This is a genomic window from Streptomyces cyslabdanicus (genome assembly GCF_052663305.1).
Genome location: NZ_JBQRUW010000022.1, coordinates 1 through 20,061 on the forward strand (window position 1 = coordinate 1; position 20,061 = coordinate 20,061).

Annotated in this window: 19 protein-coding genes; 4 read left to right on the plus strand and 15 right to left on the minus strand. The window is 70.5% G+C overall.

All coding sequences use genetic code 11. The features are described from left to right. Nucleotides 1-92: 92 nt before the first annotated feature. From ACTYVM_RS14025 to ACTYVM_RS14035, 3 genes are all read right to left on the minus strand, one after another. On the minus strand, nt 93-2,774 hold the full coding sequence (locus ACTYVM_RS14025) for an ATP-binding protein (protein WP_445526273.1): 2,682 nt from the start codon (nt 2,772-2,774) through the stop codon (nt 93-95). Nucleotides 2,775-3,064: 290 nt separating this feature from the next. Next, nucleotides 3,065-3,388 carry an STAS domain-containing protein gene (locus ACTYVM_RS14030; RefSeq protein ID WP_400029163.1) on the minus strand — a complete coding sequence of 108 codons (324 nt, stop codon included), beginning with the start codon at nt 3,386-3,388 and terminating at the stop codon, nt 3,065-3,067. 145 nt (nt 3,389-3,533) lie between these two features. Beyond that, nucleotides 3,534-4,382 carry a 3-hydroxyacyl-CoA dehydrogenase family protein gene (locus tag ACTYVM_RS14035; protein ID WP_445526274.1) on the minus strand — a complete coding sequence of 283 codons (849 nt, stop codon included), beginning with the start codon at nt 4,380-4,382 and terminating at the stop codon, nt 3,534-3,536. Between the two features lie 266 nt (nt 4,383-4,648). On the opposite strand from ACTYVM_RS14035, the gene ACTYVM_RS14040 reads away from it, so the two are divergent. After that, nucleotides 4,649-5,221 carry a cob(I)yrinic acid a,c-diamide adenosyltransferase gene (locus ACTYVM_RS14040; RefSeq protein ID WP_445526275.1) on the plus strand — a complete coding sequence of 191 codons (573 nt, stop codon included), beginning with the start codon at nt 4,649-4,651 and terminating at the stop codon, nt 5,219-5,221. 33 nt (nt 5,222-5,254) lie between these two features. On the opposite strand, the gene ACTYVM_RS14045 is transcribed toward ACTYVM_RS14040, so the two are convergent. Further along, nucleotides 5,255-5,848 (minus strand): hypothetical protein, encoded by a 594-nt coding sequence (locus ACTYVM_RS14045; protein WP_445526276.1) that lies wholly within the window; start codon nt 5,846-5,848, stop codon nt 5,255-5,257. A 151-nt stretch (nt 5,849-5,999) separates the two neighbouring features. Between ACTYVM_RS14045 and ACTYVM_RS14050 the strand changes: the two genes are divergently transcribed. The 3 genes from ACTYVM_RS14050 (at nt 6,000) to ACTYVM_RS14060 (ending at nt 9,864) form a co-directional block, all read left to right on the plus strand. After that, a complete protein-coding gene (locus ACTYVM_RS14050) occupies nt 6,000-7,211 on the plus strand; it encodes a sensor histidine kinase (protein WP_445526277.1) in 1,212 nt (403 codons plus the stop codon). Beyond that, nucleotides 7,208-7,849, plus strand: coding sequence for a response regulator (locus ACTYVM_RS14055; RefSeq protein WP_445526278.1), 642 nt, complete (start codon nt 7,208-7,210; stop codon nt 7,847-7,849). Before ACTYVM_RS14050 ends, ACTYVM_RS14055 begins: the two co-directional genes overlap by 4 nt. A gap of 167 nt (nt 7,850-8,016) precedes the next feature. After that, on the plus strand, nt 8,017-9,864 hold the full coding sequence (locus ACTYVM_RS14060; protein ID WP_445526279.1) for a glycosyl hydrolase family 18 protein: 1,848 nt from the start codon (nt 8,017-8,019) through the stop codon (nt 9,862-9,864). A gap of 68 nt (nt 9,865-9,932) precedes the next feature. On the opposite strand, the gene ACTYVM_RS14065 is transcribed toward ACTYVM_RS14060, so the two are convergent. The 11 genes from ACTYVM_RS14065 to ACTYVM_RS14115 form a co-directional block, all read right to left on the minus strand. Then, nucleotides 9,933-10,379 (minus strand): DUF2550 domain-containing protein, encoded by a 447-nt coding sequence (locus ACTYVM_RS14065; RefSeq protein WP_388483073.1) that lies wholly within the window; start codon nt 10,377-10,379, stop codon nt 9,933-9,935. Nucleotides 10,380-10,508: 129 nt separating this feature from the next. Continuing rightward, nucleotides 10,509-10,883: a F0F1 ATP synthase subunit epsilon gene (locus tag ACTYVM_RS14070; protein ID WP_445526280.1), complete on the minus strand. Its 375-nt coding sequence runs from the start codon at nt 10,881-10,883 to the stop codon at nt 10,509-10,511. 111 nt (nt 10,884-10,994) lie between these two features. Continuing rightward, the gene (atpD, locus tag ACTYVM_RS14075) at nt 10,995-12,431 is read right to left on the minus strand and encodes a F0F1 ATP synthase subunit beta (protein WP_445526281.1); all 1,437 of its coding nucleotides are present in this window, start codon (nt 12,429-12,431) and stop codon (nt 10,995-10,997) included. Beyond that, nucleotides 12,431-13,348, minus strand: a complete 918-nt coding sequence (locus ACTYVM_RS14080; RefSeq protein ID WP_445526282.1) for a F0F1 ATP synthase subunit gamma — start codon at nt 13,346-13,348, stop codon at nt 12,431-12,433. Before ACTYVM_RS14080 ends, atpD begins: the two co-directional genes overlap by 1 nt. 21 nt (nt 13,349-13,369) lie before the next feature. Then, nucleotides 13,370-14,962 (minus strand): F0F1 ATP synthase subunit alpha, encoded by a 1,593-nt coding sequence (gene atpA / locus ACTYVM_RS14085; RefSeq protein WP_445526283.1) that lies wholly within the window; start codon nt 14,960-14,962, stop codon nt 13,370-13,372. A 141-nt stretch (nt 14,963-15,103) separates the two neighbouring features. Beyond that, a complete protein-coding gene (locus ACTYVM_RS14090; protein WP_445526433.1) occupies nt 15,104-15,919 on the minus strand; it encodes a F0F1 ATP synthase subunit delta in 816 nt (271 codons plus the stop codon). Between the two features lie 2 nt (nt 15,920-15,921). Beyond that, the gene (locus ACTYVM_RS14095; RefSeq protein ID WP_141358336.1) at nt 15,922-16,473 is read right to left on the minus strand and encodes a F0F1 ATP synthase subunit B; all 552 of its coding nucleotides are present in this window, start codon (nt 16,471-16,473) and stop codon (nt 15,922-15,924) included. 41 nt (nt 16,474-16,514) lie between these two features. After that, the gene (gene atpE / locus ACTYVM_RS14100) at nt 16,515-16,745 is read right to left on the minus strand and encodes an ATP synthase F0 subunit C (protein WP_073889576.1); all 231 of its coding nucleotides are present in this window, start codon (nt 16,743-16,745) and stop codon (nt 16,515-16,517) included. Between the two features lie 74 nt (nt 16,746-16,819). Beyond that, entirely contained in the window at nt 16,820-17,641 is an 822-nt protein-coding gene (gene atpB / locus ACTYVM_RS14105; RefSeq protein ID WP_445526284.1) for a F0F1 ATP synthase subunit A, read from the minus strand. Between the two features lie 225 nt (nt 17,642-17,866). Then, the gene (locus tag ACTYVM_RS14110; protein WP_445526285.1) at nt 17,867-18,313 is read right to left on the minus strand and encodes a Cg1360 family ATP-synthase-associated protein; all 447 of its coding nucleotides are present in this window, start codon (nt 18,311-18,313) and stop codon (nt 17,867-17,869) included. Nucleotides 18,314-18,617: 304 nt separating this feature from the next. Then, the gene (locus ACTYVM_RS14115) at nt 18,618-20,039 is read right to left on the minus strand and encodes an MraY family glycosyltransferase (RefSeq protein ID WP_445526286.1); all 1,422 of its coding nucleotides are present in this window, start codon (nt 20,037-20,039) and stop codon (nt 18,618-18,620) included. Nucleotides 20,040-20,061 lie beyond the last annotated feature (22 nt).

Genomic DNA, 20,061 nt, shown 5'->3' on the forward strand with positions numbered 1-20,061 from the left:
GGGAGGGCGGGGGGGACGTGGGGGGGTGTGGGGTGTCTTTTTCCCCCCCCCCCCCCCCCCCCCCCCCCCGGTTCTTCGTGCGTCAGGGCGTGTCAGGCGACCGTCGCCGGGTCGGACGGCGCCGGAGCCGTGCCGCTCTCCGAGGCGTCGGCCGACGGGGCGGCCGAGAGGCCGGACGTCGGCGCGGAGGTGCCGCCGCTCGGCTCCCCGGACGAGCCGGAGTCGGTGCCGCCGGTGGGGCCGGTGGTGGTCCCGCCCGAGGGCTCACCGCCGGGGTCTCCCGTACTCCCACCCGTGGGGTCGCCGGAGCCGCCGGAGGAGGAGCCGCCGCCGCTCGTGGGTTCGCCTCCGGTGCCCCCGCCGGACGGGCCTCCGCCGTTTCCGCCCTGCGTGCCGCCGCCCGTGGAGTTCCCGGAGCCCCCGGAACTCCCGGAGTTCCCGCCGGTCGACCCCCCGGCCTTCCCGCCGGTGCCGCCGCCCGAGGAGTCGGCGGACCCCGACGGCTTCGGGGGCTTGGCCGAGGAGTCCGAGGACGTGCCGTCGCCCGACGGCACGTGGCTCTCCGACGGCTCGGCGCCGCCCGGCACCGGGTCCTCGGACGCACCGGTGGTGCCGTCGTGGCCCGGATCCTTCGGAGTGCCGGCCACCGTGCCGGTGCCGCCTGCCCCGCCACCGTCCTGCTGCGGCGTGTCGGCACTCAGGCCGCCGTCGTCGACGCCCTGGCCGGCGGACGGGTTGACGTTGTCGGAGGGGGTGTCGGCGCCGTTCTGGGAGGTGGCGCCGAGCGTCACCACGGTGCCGAGGACGGCCGCGAGCAGCGCGCCGGCGCCGGCCGCCACGAGGTTGCGCCGGGCCAGCCCCTTGAGGCCGACGCGGTGCCTGGCCGGGGTGGACGGCGGACCCGGGACCGGCTTCTGGTGGGTGACCAGTGTGGAGGCGTCCCCGTCGAACGACGGGAACGCCGCGACGGGTACGGCCACCCCACCCGGCGGGGACGCCGACTCCTCGGTGCGGGCCTCCGGCACCTCCTCGCCCGCCGTCGCGGCGAGGCCCGGTGCCGTACCGGAGAGGTCGGCGACCAGGGCCAGGGCGCGGCGTCCGGCGACCGTGCCGCGCTTGTCGGCGAGCGCGCCGCGCAGCCCGATGGAGGCCTCCAGCTCGGCACGGGCCCGGTCCAGCCGGCCGTCGCAGAGTGCATCGATGCCCAACTCGTGGTGGAAGTAGGCCTGTTCGGCGACCTCCCCGGCGAGCCGGGAGGCCTCGGTGCCGTACCGCAGCGCCCGGGCCCAGGCGTTCCAGTCGAGGCCCGCGGCGAACGCGGGGGCCGCGGCACGGGCGAGCCGTACGGCCGTGCTCTCCTCGCCCCCGGCCGACGGCGTGGTGAGCGGCACCAGCACGGCCAGCGCGGCGAGCACGGCGTCCGCCTCGGCGCACACCCGCTCCGGGGTGACCGAGGGGTGGCCGGCCCACCAGGCGTAGTGGCGGGCCGCGGTGAGCGCCTGTTCCTCGGCGTCCTCGCCGTATCCGGCGGCCTCCAGCTGGGTCAGCACACCGGCGGCGAGCCGGTGGCGGGAGCCGGCCGGGGAGATCAGGCCGCAGCTCGCGAGCTCGCCGAGCGCGGCGTCGGCGTGGGTGTCGCCGACCAGCGCCGGCAGGTGCGACTGGTGGGGCACCTCACCGCCGAGCGCGACGGCGAACCGCAGTGCGGCGCGCGCGGAGGTGCTCAGCCGGGAGGCGAGCAGGGGCGCGGGCGCGGCGGCCTCGCCGAGCGACGGCAGGGGCACGTCGTCGCCGTCGTCCCCGTCCAGGACGGACTCCACGGGCGGCGCGTCCTGGAAGACGCCGAACTCCTCGACGGCGCTGGTGCCGGCCCGCAGGTGGTCGTGCTGGCTCAGCAGGGCGCCGGCCTGCACGAAGCGCAGCGGCAGGCCCTCGGACTCGAACCAGAGGTCCCCGGCCCAGTTGGCCTCCTCCTCGGTGAGTACACGGCCGACGGCGCGCTCGATGAGTTCGACTCCGCCGGCCCGGTCCAGGCCGCTGAGGAGGACCTCCTCGATCTCCGACTCGGCGGACGGCGCGGGCACGTCCGGGGCCGCGCCGATCAGGAAGGCGCATTCGGGGGTGGCGTCGATCAGCTCGTCGAGCGCGCCGCCGCCGAACTCGATGTCGTCCACCACGACGACCGCGCCGACCTCCCGGACGTGCTCGAGGAGTTCGTCCCGGTCGGGCCGGTACCGCGGCGCGGTGTACACGGCCTGGAAGAGGTCGTACAGCAGGTCGCTCGCGGTGCGGCGGTAACCGCTGAGGCGGACGACGCCGTCGGGGGCGAGGTCCGCGCAGTCGTCGGCGACGAGGTCGAGCAGGCTGGTACGGCCGGAGCCGCCCGGCCCTGTCAGGCGTACGGAGCGGCCGCGGGCGAGCAGCCGCACCAGCTGCTCGCGCATGTCCTGGCGCTCCAGCAGCGCCTGCGCGGACGGGGCGGGACCGGGCAGGACGGGCGGCCTGGCCCCGCGGTCGTGCTCGGCGCGTTCGGCCGGTGTGTACTTGCGCGGCCGGTCGGGTTGCTCCCCGGGCGGGCAGACCTCGATCTCGCTGCCGTCCACGGGGTTGACGGTGAGCAGGAAGTCGCCCGAGACGAGCTGCACCGTGCGGGCCGGTGCGGGCGCGTGCTGGACGAAGTCGGATGCGAGGGAATCCCTGGGTGGGCGCCGGCTCGGCACGTGGCCGTCGCCGCCGTGGCCCATGTCCTCGGGTTCCCGGGTGTTCGGGTCCATAAGGTTCCAAGCCCCCCAAAAGCGTCGTGTGCCGGTCACGACCGGCCCCTCCCGGCCTTGCCGCACACCGCGCTGTCGCTTCTGGTCCGGGCCCGCTCGAGGGTTGCTGAGCTGCGGGCGACCGAACCCTAAACCTTCGGCCAGTATCCACGACAGGCCGGGGTACCGTCCGGCCCGAGACGTCACGGTCTCATGAGGATTGCGCGCCACGTACGGTTCGCCGACGTGCGCCCGGGTCTCCCCCGTCGCCCGGTTTCACACCTGTTCGGGCCGGGCCCGTGCGGACCGGTCTAGACGCGGGGCAGGGAGTCGACGCCGATGCCGCCCTCGATGGCGAGGATGCGGTGCAGCCGGGTGGCCACCAGCAGGCGCTGCATCTGCGGCGGCACGTCGCGCAGCACCAGCCGCCTGCCGCAGCGGCCGGCCCGGCGGTGGACGCCCATGATCACGCCGAGGCCCGTGGCGTCCCAGGAGTCGAGCTCGGACAGGTTGAGCACCAGGTCGCCGACGCCGTCGTCGACCGCCGAGTGCAGGACCGTACGGGCGTCCGCCGCGCTGCGGACGTCGAGGCGGCCGCCGACGACCAGCTCGGCGTGGTCGCCCCTGATGTGCATATGCGCTCCCCGTGAATGCTGTGGCGTACTCCGTGGCGGTGGCTGTGCAACCTCTGACTGCTTCCGCGGCGGTCTGGTTGCTGCTTGTAAGCGAACCGATACCGAATTCACCCAGGAGGGTGACCCCCGTGGCCCCTGTGCGGTCTCAGTGCTTGTAGAAGCCCTGCCCGCTCTTGCGCCCGATGTCACCGGCGTCAACCATCCGGCGCATCAGCTCCGGCGGCGCGAACTTCTCGTCCTGGGTCTCGGTGTAGATGTTGTCGGCGGCGTGCAGCAGGATGTCGACGCCGGTCAGGTCCGCGGTCGCGAGCGGGCCCATGGCGTGACCGAAGCCGAGCTTGCAGGCGAGGTCGATGTCCTCGGCGGTGGCCACGCCCGACTCGTAGAGCTTCGTCGCCTCGACCACGAGCGCCGAGATGAGCCGGGTGGTCACGAAGCCGGCCACGTCCCGGTTGACCACGATGCAGGTCTTGCCCACGGACTCGGCGAACTCCCGTGCCCGGGCGAGGGTTTCGTCGCTGGTCTTGTAGCCGCGGACCAGCTCGACGAGCTGCATCATCGGCACCGGCGAGAAGAAGTGCACGCCGACGACCCGCTCCGGGCGCTCCGTGACGGCCGCGATCTTGGTGATCGGGATGGCGGAGGTGTTGGAGGCGAGCACGGTGTCCTCGCGGACGAGCTTGTCCAGGGTGCGGAAGATCTCGTGCTTGACCTCGATCTTCTCGAAGACGGCCTCGACCACGACGTCCGCGTCGGCGGCCGCGTCCAGGTCGGTGGTCGCGGTGATGCGGGCGAGGGCGGCGTCGGCGTCCTTCGCCTCCAGCCTTCCCTTGGCGACGAACTTGTCGAACGAGGCCTTGATGCCGTCCGTGCCACGCCTGAGTGCCTCGTCGGTGACGTCCCGCAGGACGACGTCCCAGCCCGCCTGCGCGGAGACCTGGGCGATGCCCGACCCCATGAGGCCGGCCCCGATGACGGCGAGCTTCCGTGCCACTGACGACTCCCCTTCGAAACGACTGCGCGACGACTGCGTGAGCGCCGGCGTTCACCCGCTGCTTACGCATGGCTCCTGTGCGGACACTAGCGCTCACCCGGGTCCTTGAGACCCTTAAGTAATGCGTGTCACTGTCTCAGGGCGTGAGACGCCGGTCACGTCCGGGGCAGCGGACCCGGCCACGAAATCCTCCCCGCTCGGGGCGGGTTGGCACCACCGCGCAAACGCCGCGTCGCGGCCGTCGCGGGAACGTCTAGATTGGCCTCATGGTCAACCTGACGCGTATCTACACCCGCACCGGCGACAAGGGCACCACCGCCCTCGGCGACATGAGCAGGGTCGCCAAGACCGACCTGCGGATCTCGGCGTACGCCGACGCCAACGAGGCGAACGCGGCGATCGGCACGGCGGTCGCGCTGGGCGGTCTCGGCGACGACGTCGTCAAGGTCCTCACCCGGGTGCAGAACGACCTGTTCGACGTGGGTGCGGACCTGTGCACGCCGGTGGTGGAGAACCCGGAGTTCCCGCCGCTGCGGGTCGAGCAGTTCTACGTCGACCGGCTGGAGGCGGACTGCGACCTCTTCAACGCCGAGCTCGACAAGCTCCGCTCCTTCATCCTCCCCGGCGGGACGCCGGGCGCGGCCCTGCTCCACCAGGCGTGCACGGTGGTCCGCCGGGCGGAGCGCTCGACCTGGGCCGCCCTGGAGGTGCACGGCGAGACGATGAACCCGCTCACCGCGACCTACCTCAACCGGCTGTCGGACCTGTTGTTCATCCTGGCGCGCACGGCCAACAAGGCCTCCGGGGACGTGCTGTGGGTACCGGGCGGCGAACGCTGAGCGTTCCTTCCCGCCGAGGCGCCCCTCGCCCGCTCACCGTCCGGCCGGTGTGCGCTCCCCGTCCGTGCGCTCCTCGCCCGGGCCGGCCGACCCGGCCGGCGCCTTCTTGGGGAAGAGCAGGTACGACAGCGCGATCAGCCCGTGGATCCCGGCGATGCGCAGCGTGGTCCCCTGCCAGGACCTGAGCGGCTCGGTGGCGGACGCGTCGCCGACGTACAGGATCGCCGCCTGGAGCAGGGCGAGGGCGACACACGACGCGAGGAGGGTGCGCAGCCAGAGGCCGCCCTCGTAGCGGGCCCGGGCCAGGCCGTGGCGGGGCGGCTTCTCGGGGCGCGGACCGCCGGCCAGCCGGTGGGTCGCGTGGGCGTCGAGTCGGCGGACGGTGTAGTGGCCGTAGCCGACCGTGAAACCGATGTACAGGGCTGCCAGGCCGTGCTCCCAGCCGGGCTCCGCACCGTTCCTCAGGTCCAGGGCCGTGGCGACGAACAGCACCACCTCCAGCAGCGGCTCGCCCAGCAGCAGGGCCAGGCCGGTGCGGCGCCACCGCAGGAGGTAGCGGGCGGCCAGGCCCAGCGCCAGCAATACCCAGAAGCCCACCTCGCAGGCGACGACCAGTGCGACGATCACGGTTGCTCCCCTCGGTCCCCGCTCTCAGGATTCCGGGGGATCGCGTCCGGTCCGTCGTCGGCAGTGACGAACCGCGACTGCATCCTTCGATGTAGTCGAGATGCTCCCCGGGTATCAGGCGGCAGGGCGCCGGGCCGTGTTGGATGGACCCATGGCCGTACGACTGCCCCGCCCGCACCGGGACGACGTGCGGATCGCGCTGGGCGGGCTGCTCGGCGGGCTGCTGCTGTGGGCCATCGGTCTGGGTCCCCGCGAGAGCGCGGACGGCCTGGTGCTGTGGCCGCAGCGCTGGGTCGTCATGGTGCCGCTCGCGGTGACGGCGGGCTGCGAGCTCATGCGCCGCACCCGGCCCGGGGCGGCTGTGCTGATCGGCACGGCCGCGCTGGCCGCGGACACCCTGACGCGGGGCAGCGTGGTGACGGTCGTGATGTTCACGGACCTCATGTACGCGGCCGTCCTGTACGGCACCCCGGCCTCCGCCCGCCGCCTGCCCTGGGTGACCGGGCTGCTCACCGTGATCGGCGGTGTGGTGCCCGCCGCGCTCTGGCGCACTCCCCAGGGCCTGCTGGTCGGCGTGGGCGTCGGTGTGGTGGCGCTCGCGCCCGCGAGCACCGGCTGGGTCGTGCGCAACCACCGCGAGGCCGCCGAGGCCGCCCGGCTGCGCGCCGAACAGACCGCACTGCTCGCCGAGACGGACCGCACCCAGGCCGTTGTCGCCGAACGTGCCCGTATGGCCCGGGAGTTGCACGACCTGGTCGCCAACCACCTGTCCGCGATCGCCATCCACTCCACGGCCGCACTGTCCATCGACGACCCGGAGACCTCGCGGCACGCGCTCACCGTGATCCGGGAGAACAGTGTCGAGGGGCTGGCGGAGATGCGGCGGCTGATCGGCGTCCTGCGCGACAGCGGGGACGAGCACCCCCCTGCCGCCGCGCCGACCCTGGACGGTCTCGAGGCGCTGGCCGAGGCCGCCCGCGGCAACGGGCTCGAGGTCACGCTCGACGCCCGCCACGACAAGGTTCCGACGCCGGTGGAGCTGGCGGCGTACCGGATCGTGCAGGAGTCGCTGACCAACGCGCTCAAGCACGCGGCGCCGGGCCCCGTCACCGTCACGCTGGCCAGGGGCGCACCTCCGGGGCCGCCAAGGCACTCGGATGACGACGGCGCGCTGGAGGTGCGGGTCACCAGCCCCTACGGCCACCGGGGCGGCCCGCGCGCTCCGGGCTCCGGTGCTGGCCTGATCGGGATGCGGGAGCGGGCCGCACTGCTCGGTGGCACGTTCGCGGCCGGTCCCGAGGGCGCCGTCTGGACCGTCCGTGCCACCCTCCCCCTGGGCGACGGCGAAGGAGAACCCGCATGATCCGTGTCCTCGTCGCCGAGGACCAGTCCGCAGTCCGCGCCGGGCTGGTGCTGATCCTGCGCGGCGCGGCCGGCATCGAGGTGGCCGGCGAGGCGGCGGACGGCGAGCAGGCGGTGGCGCTGGCCCGCGAGCTGCGCCCCGACGTGGTGCTGATGGATGTCCAGATGCCGCGCCTGGACGGGGTGTCGGCGACCCGGCAGGTGGTGGCGGAGCAGTTGGCGGACGTCCTCGTGCTGACCACCTTCGACTTCGACGAGTACGTCTTCGGGGCGCTGCGCGCGGGAGCGGCCGGGTTCCTGCTCAAGAGCGCCGAGGCGCGGGAACTGGTGGAGGCGGTGCGCACGGTGGCACGCGGGGAGGGGATCGTCGCGCCCGCCGTCACCCGGCGACTGATCGCCGAGTTCGCCGCCGGTCCGGCACGGGAGGCGAAGGCGGCGCCGGCCTCGCTGGGCACCCTCACCCCGCGGGAGCGCGAGGTGCTGTCGTGTCTGGGCGAGGGGCTGTCCAACGCCGGGATCGCGCGCCGCCTGGACCTCGCGGAAGGCACCGTGAAGACCCACGTCAGCCGCCTGCTGAGCAAGCTGGGGCTGCGCAGCCGAGTGCAAGCGGCCGTCCTCACACAGGAGTTGGGGATCTGAGGAGCAAGGAGGACTAGTGGTCCAGACCTATTGACCCGTGGTCCAGACCTTTCTATTCTCGCGGCACCGGTGGGCGTGATGGCTCAGCCACGCTCCCGACCACAACCCCCACCGCCGAAGGGGTGGCCGCAGCGCCCCGCAGGCGACATCAAAAGAGGAGGCGCGGTATGCGCTTCAGACACAGAGCCGCGGCCGGGTTCGCGACCCTGCTGCTCCCGCTGGCCGGCCTGGTCGGCCTCGCGGGCTCCGCCCAGGCCGCGACAACGGCCACCGCCACCTACGCCAAGACCCAGGACTGGGGCACCGGCTTCGAGGGCAAGTGGACGGTGACCAACTCCGGCTCCGCCGCCATCAGTTCGTGGACCATCGAGTGGGACTTCCCCTCCGGGACCTCCGTCACCTCCGCCTGGGACGCGGACGTGACCAGCTCCGGCACCCACTGGACCGCCAAGAACAAGTCCTACAACGGCACCCTCGCCCCGGGCGCCTCCGTCTCCTTCGGCTTCAACGGCGCCGGCGCCGGCTCCCCGAGCAACTGCAAGCTCAACGGCGGCAGTTGTGACGGCGGCAGCACCGTACCCGGCGACAACCCGCCCTCCGCCCCGGGCACCCCGACCGCCTCGAACATCACCGACACCTCGGTGAAGCTCACCTGGGGCGCGGCCACCGACGACAAGGGCATCAAGAACTACGACGTGCTGCGTGACGGCAGGACGGTCGCGACCGTGACGACGACCTCGTACACGGACACCGGACTGACCGCCGGCACCGACTACTCCTACAGCGTCCAGGCCCGCGACACCGCCGACCAGACCGGCCCGGTCAGCGGCTCGGTCGCCGTGCGCACCACCGGCGGCGACAACGGCGGCGGCGACAACGGCGGCGGCACTCCCCCGCCCGGGAGCAAGGTGCGGCTCGGGTACTTCACCGAGTGGGGCATCTACGGCCGCAACTACAACGTCAAGGACATCGTGACCTCCGGCTCCGCGTCGAAGATCACGCACATCAACTACGCCTTCGGCAACGTCACCGGCGGCAAGTGCGCGATCGGCGACTCCTACGCCGACTACGACAAGGCGTTCACCGCCGACCAGTCGGTCAGCGGCGTCGCCGACACCTGGGACCAGCCGCTGCGCGGCAACTTCAACCAGCTGCGCCAGCTCAAGGCCAAGTACCCGAACATCAAGGTGCTGTGGTCCTTCGGCGGCTGGACCTGGTCCGGCGGCTTCGCGGACGCGGCCAAGAACCCGACCGCCTTCGCCCAGTCCTGCTACGACCTGGTGAAGGACTCCCGCTGGGCCGACGTGTTCGACGGCATCGACATCGACTGGGAGTACCCGAACGCCTGCGGTCTGACCTGTGACACCAGCGGTTCCGCGGCCATCAAGAACGTGGCGGCCGCGCTGCGCGCCAAGTTCGGCAACGGCGCCCTGGTCACGGCGGCCGTCTCCGCCGACGGCACCTCCGGCGGCAAGGTCGACGCCGCCGACTACGGCGGGGCCGCGCAGTACCTCGACTGGTACAACGTGATGACGTACGACTTCTTCGGCGCCTGGGACGCGCAGGGCCCCACCGCCCCGCACTCCCCGCTCACCTCGTACGACGGCATCCCGCAGGCCGGCTTCACCACGGCCGACGCGATGGCCAAGTACAAGTCCAAGGGCGTCCCGGCGAGCAAGCTGCTCATCGGCATCGGCCTGTACGGCCGCGGCTGGACCGGGGTCACCCAGGCCGCCCCGGGCGGCACGGCCACGGGCCCGGCGAACGGCACGTACGAGCAGGGCATCGAGGACTACAAGGTGCTCAAGACGTCCTGCCCGGCCACCGGCACCATCGCCGGCACCGCCTACGCCAAGTGCGGCAACAACTGGTGGTCCTACGACACCCCGGCCACCATCGGCACGAAGATGTCCTGGGCGAAGCAGCAGGGACTGGGCGGTGCCTTCTTCTGGGAGTTCAGCGGTGACACCAGCAACGGCGAACTGGTGAACGCCATCAACAGCGGTCTGTCGTAGGGGCCCACCGGCCCCCGAGACCGGAAGAGCTCCCCCGGATCCACGTCCGGGGGAGCTCTTCCGTCGTACTACGCGACGTTCACCCTCTGCCCGGGCGGCGCCGCCTCCAGCCAGGCGAGAAAACCGGTCAGCGCGTCCTCGCTCATCGCGAGTTCCAGCCGGGTGCCGCGGTGCAGGCAGGTGAGGACGACCGCGTCGGAGAGCAGGGCGAGTTCCTCCTCGCCCTCGGGCAGCCGGCGGCCTGCCACCTCGATGGACGCCCGTTCCAGGGTACGGCGGGGCCGCAGGGCGTAGGAGAAGACGCGGAACCACTCGACGCGGTCGCCGTTGTAGCGGGCCACGCCGTAGCTCCAGCCCTTGCCGCTGGTGTCGGTCTTCTCCGGTACGTCCCAGCGCAGGCTGCAGTCGAAGGTGCCGCCGGAGCGCTGGATAAGCCTGCGGCGCAGGCCGAAGACGAACAGTCCCACCACCACGAGCAAGACCACCAGCCCGCACACAGTCAGAGCGAGGACCATCGACACCGACCTCCTCGTCTCCTAGGTAATGGAACGGAAAAAACACCCACATTCACCTCAGCCGCGGCCGGTTCCGGATTGCTCCGGTACCGGCCGCGGCTGAGTGACGTCATCACACGGCTGGCTGGTTCAGCTCGCGGTCGCCGCGCGCAGTCGGACCTCCGCGCGACGCTCGGCATGAGCGTCGCCCTCCGCCTTCGCGCGTTCGAGCTCCCGCTCGGTGCGCTGGACGTCGATCTCGTCGGAGAGTTCGGCGATCTCCGCCAGCAGCGACAGCTTGCCGTCCGCGAACGAGATGAAACCGCCGTGCACCGCGGCGACGACCGTCGCACCTTCACTCGTACGGATGGTCACCGGGCCCGACTCCAGCACACCGAGCAGCGGCTGGTGACCGGGCATGACGCCGATGTCGCCGGACGTGGTGCGCGCGACGACCAGGGTGGCCTCGCCGGACCAGACCTGGCGGTCGGCAGCGACCAGCTCGACGTGCAGCTCAGCAGCCAAGAGTGGCTCCTCGGGTCACCACCCGGCGGGACTGCCGGGTGTTGGGGTCAATTCTAAGGGGCGTGGGAGAGGGGGCGGGACGTACCCCGCCCCCTCAGGTGAGCTGGATGCTCAGGAGACGCCCAGCTCCTTCGCGTTCTTCTTCAGGTCCTCGATACCACCGCACATGAAGAACGCCTGCTCGGGGAAGTGGTCGTACTCGCCGTCGCAGATCGCGTTGAACGCCGCGATCGACTCGTCCAGCGGCACGTCCGAGCCGTCCACACCGGTGAACTGCTTGGCGACGTGGGTGTTCTGGGACAGGAAGCGCTCCACGCGACGGGCACGGTGGACGACGATCTTGTCCTCCTCGCCGAGCTCGTCGATGCCGAGGATCGCGATGATGTCCTGCAGGTCCTTGTACTTCTGCAGGATGTTCTTCACGCGCATGGCCGCGTTGTAGTGGTCCGCCGCGATGTAGCGGGGGTCCAGGATCCGGGACGTGGAGTCCAGCGGGTCCACGGCCGGGTAGATGCCCTTCTCCGAGATCGGACGGGACAGAACCGTCGTCGCGTCGAGGTGGGCGAAGGTGGTGGCCGGGGCCGGGTCGGTCAGGTCGTCCGCGGGGACGTAGATCGCCTGCATCGAGGTGATCGAGTGACCGCGGGTCGAGGTGATGCGCTCCTGGAGGAGACCCATCTCGTCGGCCAGGTTCGGCTGGTAACCCACCGCGGAGGGCATACGGCCGAGCAGCGTGGAGACCTCGGAACCGGCCTGCGTGAAGCGGAAGATGTTGTCGATGAAGAACAGCACGTCCTGCTTCTGGACGTCACGGAAGTACTCGGCCATGGTCAGGCCGGCCAGCGCGACGCGCAGACGGGTGCCCGGGGGCTCGTCCATCTGACCGAAGACCAGGGCGGTCTTGTCGATGACGCCCGACTCGCTCATCTCGTCGATGAGGTCGTTGCCCTCACGGGTGCGCTCGCCGACACCGGCGAACACGGAGACACCGTCGTGGTTGTTGGCGACGCGGTAGATCATCTCCTGGATGAGCACCGTCTTGCCGACGCCGGCGCCGCCGAACAGACCGATCTTGCCGCCCTTGACGTACGGGGTCAGCAGGTCGATGACCTTGACGCCGGTCTCGAACATCTCGGTCTTCGACTCGAGCTCGTCGAAGTTCGGCGCCTTGCGGTGGATCGCCCAGCGCTCACCGTCGTACTTCGCGTCGACGTTCAGCACCTCACCGAGGGTGTTGAACACCTTGCCCTTGGTGAAGTCGCCGACCGGGACGGAGATCGGCGCGCCGGTGTCCGTCACCGGGGACTGGCGGACCAGACCGTCGGTGGGCTGCATGGAGATCGTGCGGACGATGCCGTCACCGAGGTGCTGGGCGACCTCGAGCGTCAGCGTCTTCTGCTCGCCCGCGTTGGCCGGGTCGGCGACCTGGACGTGAAGGGCGTTATTGATGTCCGGCATCGCGTCGACGGGGAACTCCACGTCGACGACCGGGCCGATGACCCGCGCGACGCGGCCCGCCGCCGTGGCCGTCTCAACAGTGGTGGTCATTACTTGTCACTCCCCGCGGTCGCGTCGGCCAGGGCGCTCGCGCCACCGACGATCTCGCTGATTTCCTGGGTGATTTCGGCCTGGCGGGCCGCGTTGGCAAGACGCGCGAGCGTGTTGATCAGCTCGCCCGCGTTGTCGGTGGCCGACTTCATCGCGCGCCGCGTGGCGGCGTGCTTCGAAGCGGCCGACTGGAGCAGCGCGTTGTAGATCCGGCTCTCCACATAGCGCGGCAGCAGCGCGTCGAGGACGTCCTCCGCCGAGGGCTCGAAGTCGTACAGCGGGAGGATCTCGTCCTTCGCCGCGGCCTCCTCCGACACCTCTTCGAGGCGCAGCGGCAGCAGCCGGGCGTCGGTCGCCGTCTGCGTCATCATCGAGACGAACTCCGTGTAGACGATGTGGAGTTCGTCCACGCCGCCGTCCTCGGTGTCCTGCTGGATGGCCTCGATCAGCGGGGCCGCCACCGTCTTGGCGTCCGCGTACGAGGGCTCGTCGGTGAAGCCGGTCCACGACTGAGCGATCGTGCGCTCACGGAAGTTGTAGTGGGCCACACCACGCCGGCCGACGATGTAGGCGTCGACCTGCTTGCCCTCGCGCTCGAGGCGCGCGGTCAGCTGCTCCGCCGCCTTGATGGCGTTGGAGTTGAAGGCGCCGGCCAGGCCGCGGTCGCTCGTCAGGAGCAGTACCGCGGCGCGGGTCGGGTTCTCCGCCTCCGTGGTCAGCGGGTGCTTGGTGTTGGACCCGGTTCCGACCGCCGTGACCGCGCGGGTCAGTTCCTGCGCGTACGGCGTGGAGGCCGACACCTTGCGCATCGCCTTGACGACGCGCGAGGCGGCGATCATCTCCATCGCCTTGGTGATCTTCTTGGTCGCGGTGACGGATCGGATGCGACGCTTGTAGACCCGGAGCTGAGCTCCCATGAGTCAGGTCCCTTCCTTACGTCACTTGGCGGCAGCGGCCGGGGTGTCCTCGCCGAGCAGCTTGCCGTCGCCCGTCTCGAACTGCTTCTTGAACTCGACGATCGCCTCGGCGACGGCCTGGAGCGTGTCGTCGGACATCTTGCCGCCCTCCTTGATGGAGGTCATGAGGCCCTGCTCCTTGCGGTGCAGGTACTCCAGGAGCTCCTTCTCGAAGCGGCGGATGTCGGCGACCGGCACCTCGTCCATCTTGCCGGTGGTACCGGCCCAGACGGAGACGACCTGGTCCTCGGTGGCCATCGGCTGGTACTGGTCCTGCTTCAGCAGCTCGACCATGCGCTGACCGCGCTCCAGCTGGGCCTTGGAGGCCGCGTCCAGGTCCGAACCGAAGGCGGCGAACGCCTCCAGCTCACGGAACTGGGCCAGGTCCACGCGCAGTCGGCCGGAGACCTGCTTCATCGCCTTGTGCTGCGCGGAACCACCGACTCGGGAGACGGAGATACCGACGTTCAGCGCGGGGCGCTGACCGGCGTTGAACAGGTCCGACTCCAGGAAGCACTGGCCGTCGGTGATGGAGATGACGTTGGTCGGGATGAACGCCGAGACGTCGTTGGCCTTGGTCTCGACGATCGGCAGACCGGTCATCGAGCCCTTGCCCATGTCGTCGGACAGCTTCGCGCAGCGCTCCAGCAGACGGGAGTGCAGGTAGAAGACGTCGCCCGGGTAGGCCTCACGGCCCGGCGGACGGCGCAGCAGCAGCGACACGGCGCGGTAGGCGTCGGCCTGCTTCGACAGGTCGTCGAAGATGATCAGGACGTGCTTGCCCTGGTACATCCAGTGCTGACCGATGGCGGAACCGGTGTACGGCGCCAGGTACTTGAAGCCGGCCGGGTCGGACGCCGGGGCGGCCACGATGGTCGTGTACTCCAGCGCGCCGTTCTCCTCCAGCGAGCGCCGGACCGACGCGATGGTGGAGCCCTTCTGGCCGATGGCGACGTAGATGCAGCGGACCTGCTTGTTCGGGTCGCCGGTGCGCCAGTTGTCGCGCTGGTTGATGATCGTGTCGACGGCCAGGGCGGTCTTGCCGGTCTGGCGGTCGCCGATGATCAGCTGACGCTGACCGCGGCCGATCGGGGTCATGGCGTCGACGGCCTTGTAGCCCGTCTCCATCGGCTCGTGCACCGACTTGCGCTGCATGACCGTGGGGGCCTGCAGTTCGAGGGCGCGGCGGCCCTCGGTCTCGATCTCGCCGAGGCCGTCGATCGGGTTGCCGAGCGGGTCGACGACACGGCCGAGGTAGCCCTCGCCGACCGCGACCGAGAGCACCTCACCGGTGCGCTGCACCGGCTGGCCCTCCTCGATGCCGCTGAACTCACCGAGGACGATGGCACCGATCTCGCGCTCCTCGAGGTTGAGGGCGAGGCCGAGGGTGCCGTCCTCGAACTTCAGCAGCTCGTTGGCCATGGCCGAGGGAAGGCCCTCGACCTTCGCGATGCCGTCGCCGGCAAGGGTGACCGTACCGACCTCCTCGCGCGAGGCCGCGTCCGGCTTGTACGACTGGACGAAGTTCTCCAGCGCGTCCCGGATCTCCTCCGGCCGGATCGTGAGCTCCGCCATCTGGGTTCCCTGCTCTCCTTGTTGGGCCCGAAGTTTCACTTGGGGGGTGTTCCACGAGTTCGGGACTCCCCCCAGTAAGAGGTGAATCCTCTGCACGGCCCAACCAGGGCCGTCGTGTACGTCTTGCGTGTTGAGTTACTGCTAGCTCGCCATGCGGCGGGAGGCGTCCTCGAGCCGGTCCGCGAGGGAGCCGTTGATGACCTCGTCGCCGACCTGCACCCGCATCCCGCCGAGGACGTCGGGGTCCACGTCGAGGTTGAGGTGCATCTGACGGCCGTAGAGCTTGGCGAGGGCCGCGCCGAGGCGCTGCTTCTGCGGGTCGCTCAGCGGGACCGCCGAGGTGACGACGGCGACCATGCGGTTGCGACGGTCGGCGGCGAGCTTGGTCAGGGACTCCAGTCCCGCTTCCAGGCTACGTCCCCGCGGCGCGGTCACAAGGCGCGTCACCAGACGCTCGGTGGTCGCGGCCGTGCGGCCGCCGAGCAGCCGGCGCAGCAGCTCCTTCTTGGCCGAGGCGGTCGCGGCGCGGTCGGTCAGCGCCGCGCGCAGCCCGGTACTGGAGGAGACGATCCGACCGAAGCGGAACAGTTCGTCCTCGACGCTGTCGAGCGTGCCGTTCCGCTGGGCCGCGGTGAGGTCGGCGGTGTCCGCCAGTTCCTCGAGCGTGTCGACCAGGTCGCGGGGCTGCGACCAGCGGGAACGCACCAGGCCCGACACCAGGTCGACGGCGGTGCCGCCGATCTGCCCGCCGAGCAGGCGCTGCACCAGCGTGGCCTTGGCCTCGCCGGACTGCGCCGGGTCGGTCAGGACCCGACGCAGGCCGACCTCGCGGTGGAGCAGCGCGGTGACGGCCGCCAGCTCGTCGGCGAGCTGCGCGGCGTCCACGGAGGTGGAGTCCGTCAGCGCGTCCAGACGCGTACGTGCGGCGGTCAGTGCCTCACGGCTGGCTCCGTGCATGGTCATCGAGTCGCCTCGGCCTTCGAAGCGGCTTCGTCGAGGCCGTCGAGGAAGCGGTCGATCACACGGCTCTGCCGGGCGTGGTCCTCGAGGGACTCGCCGACGAGCTTGCCGGCCAGCTCGGTGGCCAGCGTGCCGACGTCCTGCCGCAGGGCGGACGCGGCGGCCTTGCGGTCGGCCTCGATCTGGGCGTGGCCGGCGGCGACGATCTCCTCGCGCTGACGCTGGCCCTCGGCCCGCATCTCGGCGATGAGCGTGGCGCCCTGCTCCTGCGCCTCCTGGCGCAGGCGCGCGGCCTCGTGGCGGGCCTCGGCGAGCTGAGCCTTGTACTGCTCAAGAACGCTCTGGGCCTCGGTCTGAGCGGCCTCGGCCTTCTCGATACCGCCCTCGATGGCCTCGCGGCGCTCCTCCAGAACCTTGTTGATGTTCGGGAGGAGCTTCTTCGCGAGGAAACCGAAGACGATGACGAAGGCGAGCAGGCCGATGACGAGCTCGGGAATCGGCGGGACGAGGGGGTTCTCCGTCTCGGCCGCCAGAATGAGCAGCTGGCTCATGTCATTGCCTTTCGTCTAGGGGGCTTTCGCTGATCGGCGAATCAGGTGCCGTAGACGAACGGCATGACCAGACCGATGAGGGCGAGCGCCTCACAGAAGGCGAAGCCGAGGATCTGGTTGGCGCGGATCAGGCCGGCGGCCTCGGGCTGGCGGGCCAGGGCCTGGGTGCCGTTACCGAAGATGATGCCGACGCCGACGCCGGGACCGATGGCAGCGAGGCCGTAACCGACGGAGCCGAGCGAGCCGGAAACAGCGGCAAGGGTCTGGGACATGCCAGTTCTTCCTTTTCTTTACGGACCGGTGGGGGTTGGCCACCGGACGATCAGGGGGTTGCTCTGCGGGACGCTCAGTGGTGCTCGGCGAGCGCGCCCTGGATGTACGTGCACGTCAGGAGGACGAAGACGTACGCCTGCAGTGCCTGGATGAAGAGCTCGAAGGCCGTCATCACGATCGTCATGACGAAGCTGACGCCCGCGTAGGCGATGCCGATGCCGTTGAGCAGGTACCAGCTGGCGATCGTGAAGAGCAGCAGCAGCGTGTGGCCCGCGAACATGTTCGCGAAGAGCCGGACCGCGTGGGTGAAGGGCCGGACCAGCAGGTTCGAGAAGAACTCGATGAGCATGGCCAGCGGCAGCACCGGGCCCAGCGACTTGTCGTAGCCCGTCACGTTCTTGAAGAAGCCCACGAAACCGTGCCGCTTGAAGGTCAGCGAGACCCACAGGACGTAGACGATCAGGGCCAGCACGATCGGGTACGCGATGATCGAGGTCACCGGGAACTGGGCGACCGGGACGATCGACCAGAGGTTCATCATCCAGATGAAGAAGAACAGGGAGACGACGAGCGGGACGTACTTCTCGCCTTCCTTCTTGCCGATCGTCTCGTAGACGACACCGCGCCGGATGAAGTCGTAGCCCGCCTCGGCGACCATCTGGAGCTTGCCCGGCACGACCGTCGGCTTACGGAAGGCGGTCCAGAAGAACCCGATGACGATGATGGAGCCGAGCAGCGCCAGCAGCATCGGCTTGTTGAAGTACAGGTTGCTGTCCGCGTTGCCCCAGAGGGGCTCGAACAGGAACGAGTGCAGGCCCGGAGCGGGGAAGCCACAGCCGGCGAAGATGTGGCAGTCGGTCTCGAAGGCGAGCACCTGCGTCGGGTCAGCACTCACCGCGGGCTCCTTCAGCATGGCGCATAGGTACGGCAACCTCGTTGTGTCGGCGCGGCGCGCTGCCGCGGTTCGGCACGGGACTGGTATTACGGATGTGGGGGCGGCAGTGGGGCATCTCGCCTCGCGATCGAACAGGCGTCAGCTCGGATGCCCGCGCCCGCGATGCCGCAGTTGGCACCGGACGATAGCAGGATCTCTCATGCGTCTTTATCCCGGCCCTACCGCTCACGACGAGCGCTCCGTCTTTTCGGACTTCTGGCCGGCCGTGGACGGAGCCGAGTCGGGCTCGACGTAGAGGATCTTGGACTTCATGTGGGCCCGCGTCTGCGCCGCGATCCATACCAGCGTGGCGGCGAGCAGCGTGAAGGCGAAGGCCTTGGGGTTGAACAGCGTCGTGTGCTTGAACGCGGCCAGGAAGACGAACAGCAGCAGGATCTGGGCCGCGTAGAGCATCAGGCCCATCGCCTGGAAGAGATGCGGAAGCGATTTGGCGGTGCGCTGCAGGACGTAGAGGCCGAGCCCCATGAACAGGATCACGACCACGGTCGCGACGACCGCACCGATCGTCCCTTTGCCACCGGCGACCACGCCACTGATGACGGCGGCGACCACACCGACGGCGGCTGTGGGCACAGCGGCCTCGGCCAGGATCCGGGCGTCATTGGACGGCATCGCGGCAACTCCGCATTCACAGGGGGCAGGGCGTCGTCATGGGACGAGCGTAGTCCCGGTGCCGAGGGGGAAAACCTCGGCCCCACCAGGACCTTCGCACTGTGGCCCTTCGGCTCTCCGGGATACTCGTGAACGGTATCACAAACTATTTGATGAGGTCTTTACCTCGCGGGTGTGCTGACCCTCACACGTGAGAGTACAGCCGCACTTCTGTGCAAAATCCAGACCCATTCGCCCGGTATTGGGGGAATTTGACGCCCCACGGGTTGGCAACGCCTTAGTCAGATTCTTACCTTGACGCCCGTCAGCGCGACGTTCCGGCTTTCCGCCCGTCCAGGACGCGCGAACGGGCTCCCACGGCGGTCGCTCCGTTGACACCGGCCGCACCGGTCGCGCCGGCACGGACCCCCACGCCCGCCGCCACGGGCGTCTCCCCCGGCGCCGGGCTCTCCGCTGCCGCGGACGCCTCCGTGTGCTCCCGGGACTCCTCCTGGGGCTCCTCATGGGGCGCGGACGGCGTCGCCGCGGGCGTGGCGGCGTCCGGGGCCGCGCCCACGCGACGGCGCCGGTAGCGCGGCGGCACGAACCGCTCGGCCCAGCGCGGGGCGCGCGGGGTGAAGCGGGGCAGCAGGAGCAGCACCAGGCCGATGAAGCTGAGGGCCACGATGCTCAGCACGATCCACATGGACGCCGACTTGACCGAGTAGGAGAGCGCGCCGAAGCCGATCAGGGCCGACCAGAAGTACATGATCAGCACGGCCCGGCTGTGCGAGTGGCCGATCTCCAGCAGGCGGTGGTGCAGATGGCCGCGGTCGGCGGCGAACGGCGACTGGCCGTGCCAGGTCCGCCGCACGATGGCCAGCACCAGGTCGGCGGCCGGGATGGCGATGATCGTCAGCGGCATCAGCAGCGGGATGTAGACCGGCACCATCTGGTGCACGGAGTTGCGCTCGGAGCCGGTGAACAGGTTCATCAGGTCCGGGTCGACCTGCCCGGTCACCGAGATCGCGCCGGCCGCCAGGACCAGGCCGATGAGCATGGACCCCGAGTCGCCCATGAAGATCCGCGCGGGATGCATGTTGTGCGGCAGGAAGCCCAGGCACATGCCCATGAGGACGGCCGCGAAGAGGGTCGCGGGGGCGGCGGCCTCGATGCCGTACGAGTACCAGATCCGGTAGGCGTACATGAAGAACGCAGCGGCCGCGATGCACACCATGCCGGAGGCCAGGCCGTCGAGGCCGTCGACGAAGTTGACCGCGTTGATGGTGATGACGACCAGCGCGACCGTGAGCAGGGTGCCCTGCCACTGGGTGAGCGCGACCGTGCCGACGCCGGGCACGGGCAGCCACAGGATCGTCAGACCCTGCATCACCATGACACCGGCGGCGATCATCTGGCCGCCCAGCTTGATCAGGGCGTCAATCTCGAACTTGTCGTCCAGGACGCCGATCAGCCAGATCAGGGCGGCGCCGGAGAGCAGCGCGCGCGGCTCGTTCGACTTCTCGAAGACCTCGTTGAGGTTGGTGAGGTGGTCGGCGACCAGCAGGCCCGCGCACAGGCCGAAGAACATGGCGATCCCGCCGAGCCGGGGAGTGGGCTCCCGGTGCACGTCACGTGCCCGGATCTCCGGCATCGCCCCCGCCACGATCGCGAACTTGCGTACCGGCCCTGTCAGCAGATACGTCACCGCGGCCGTGATGCAGAGCGTCAGCAGGTATTCACGCACAGGCTTCCCCACAGGTCTCGCT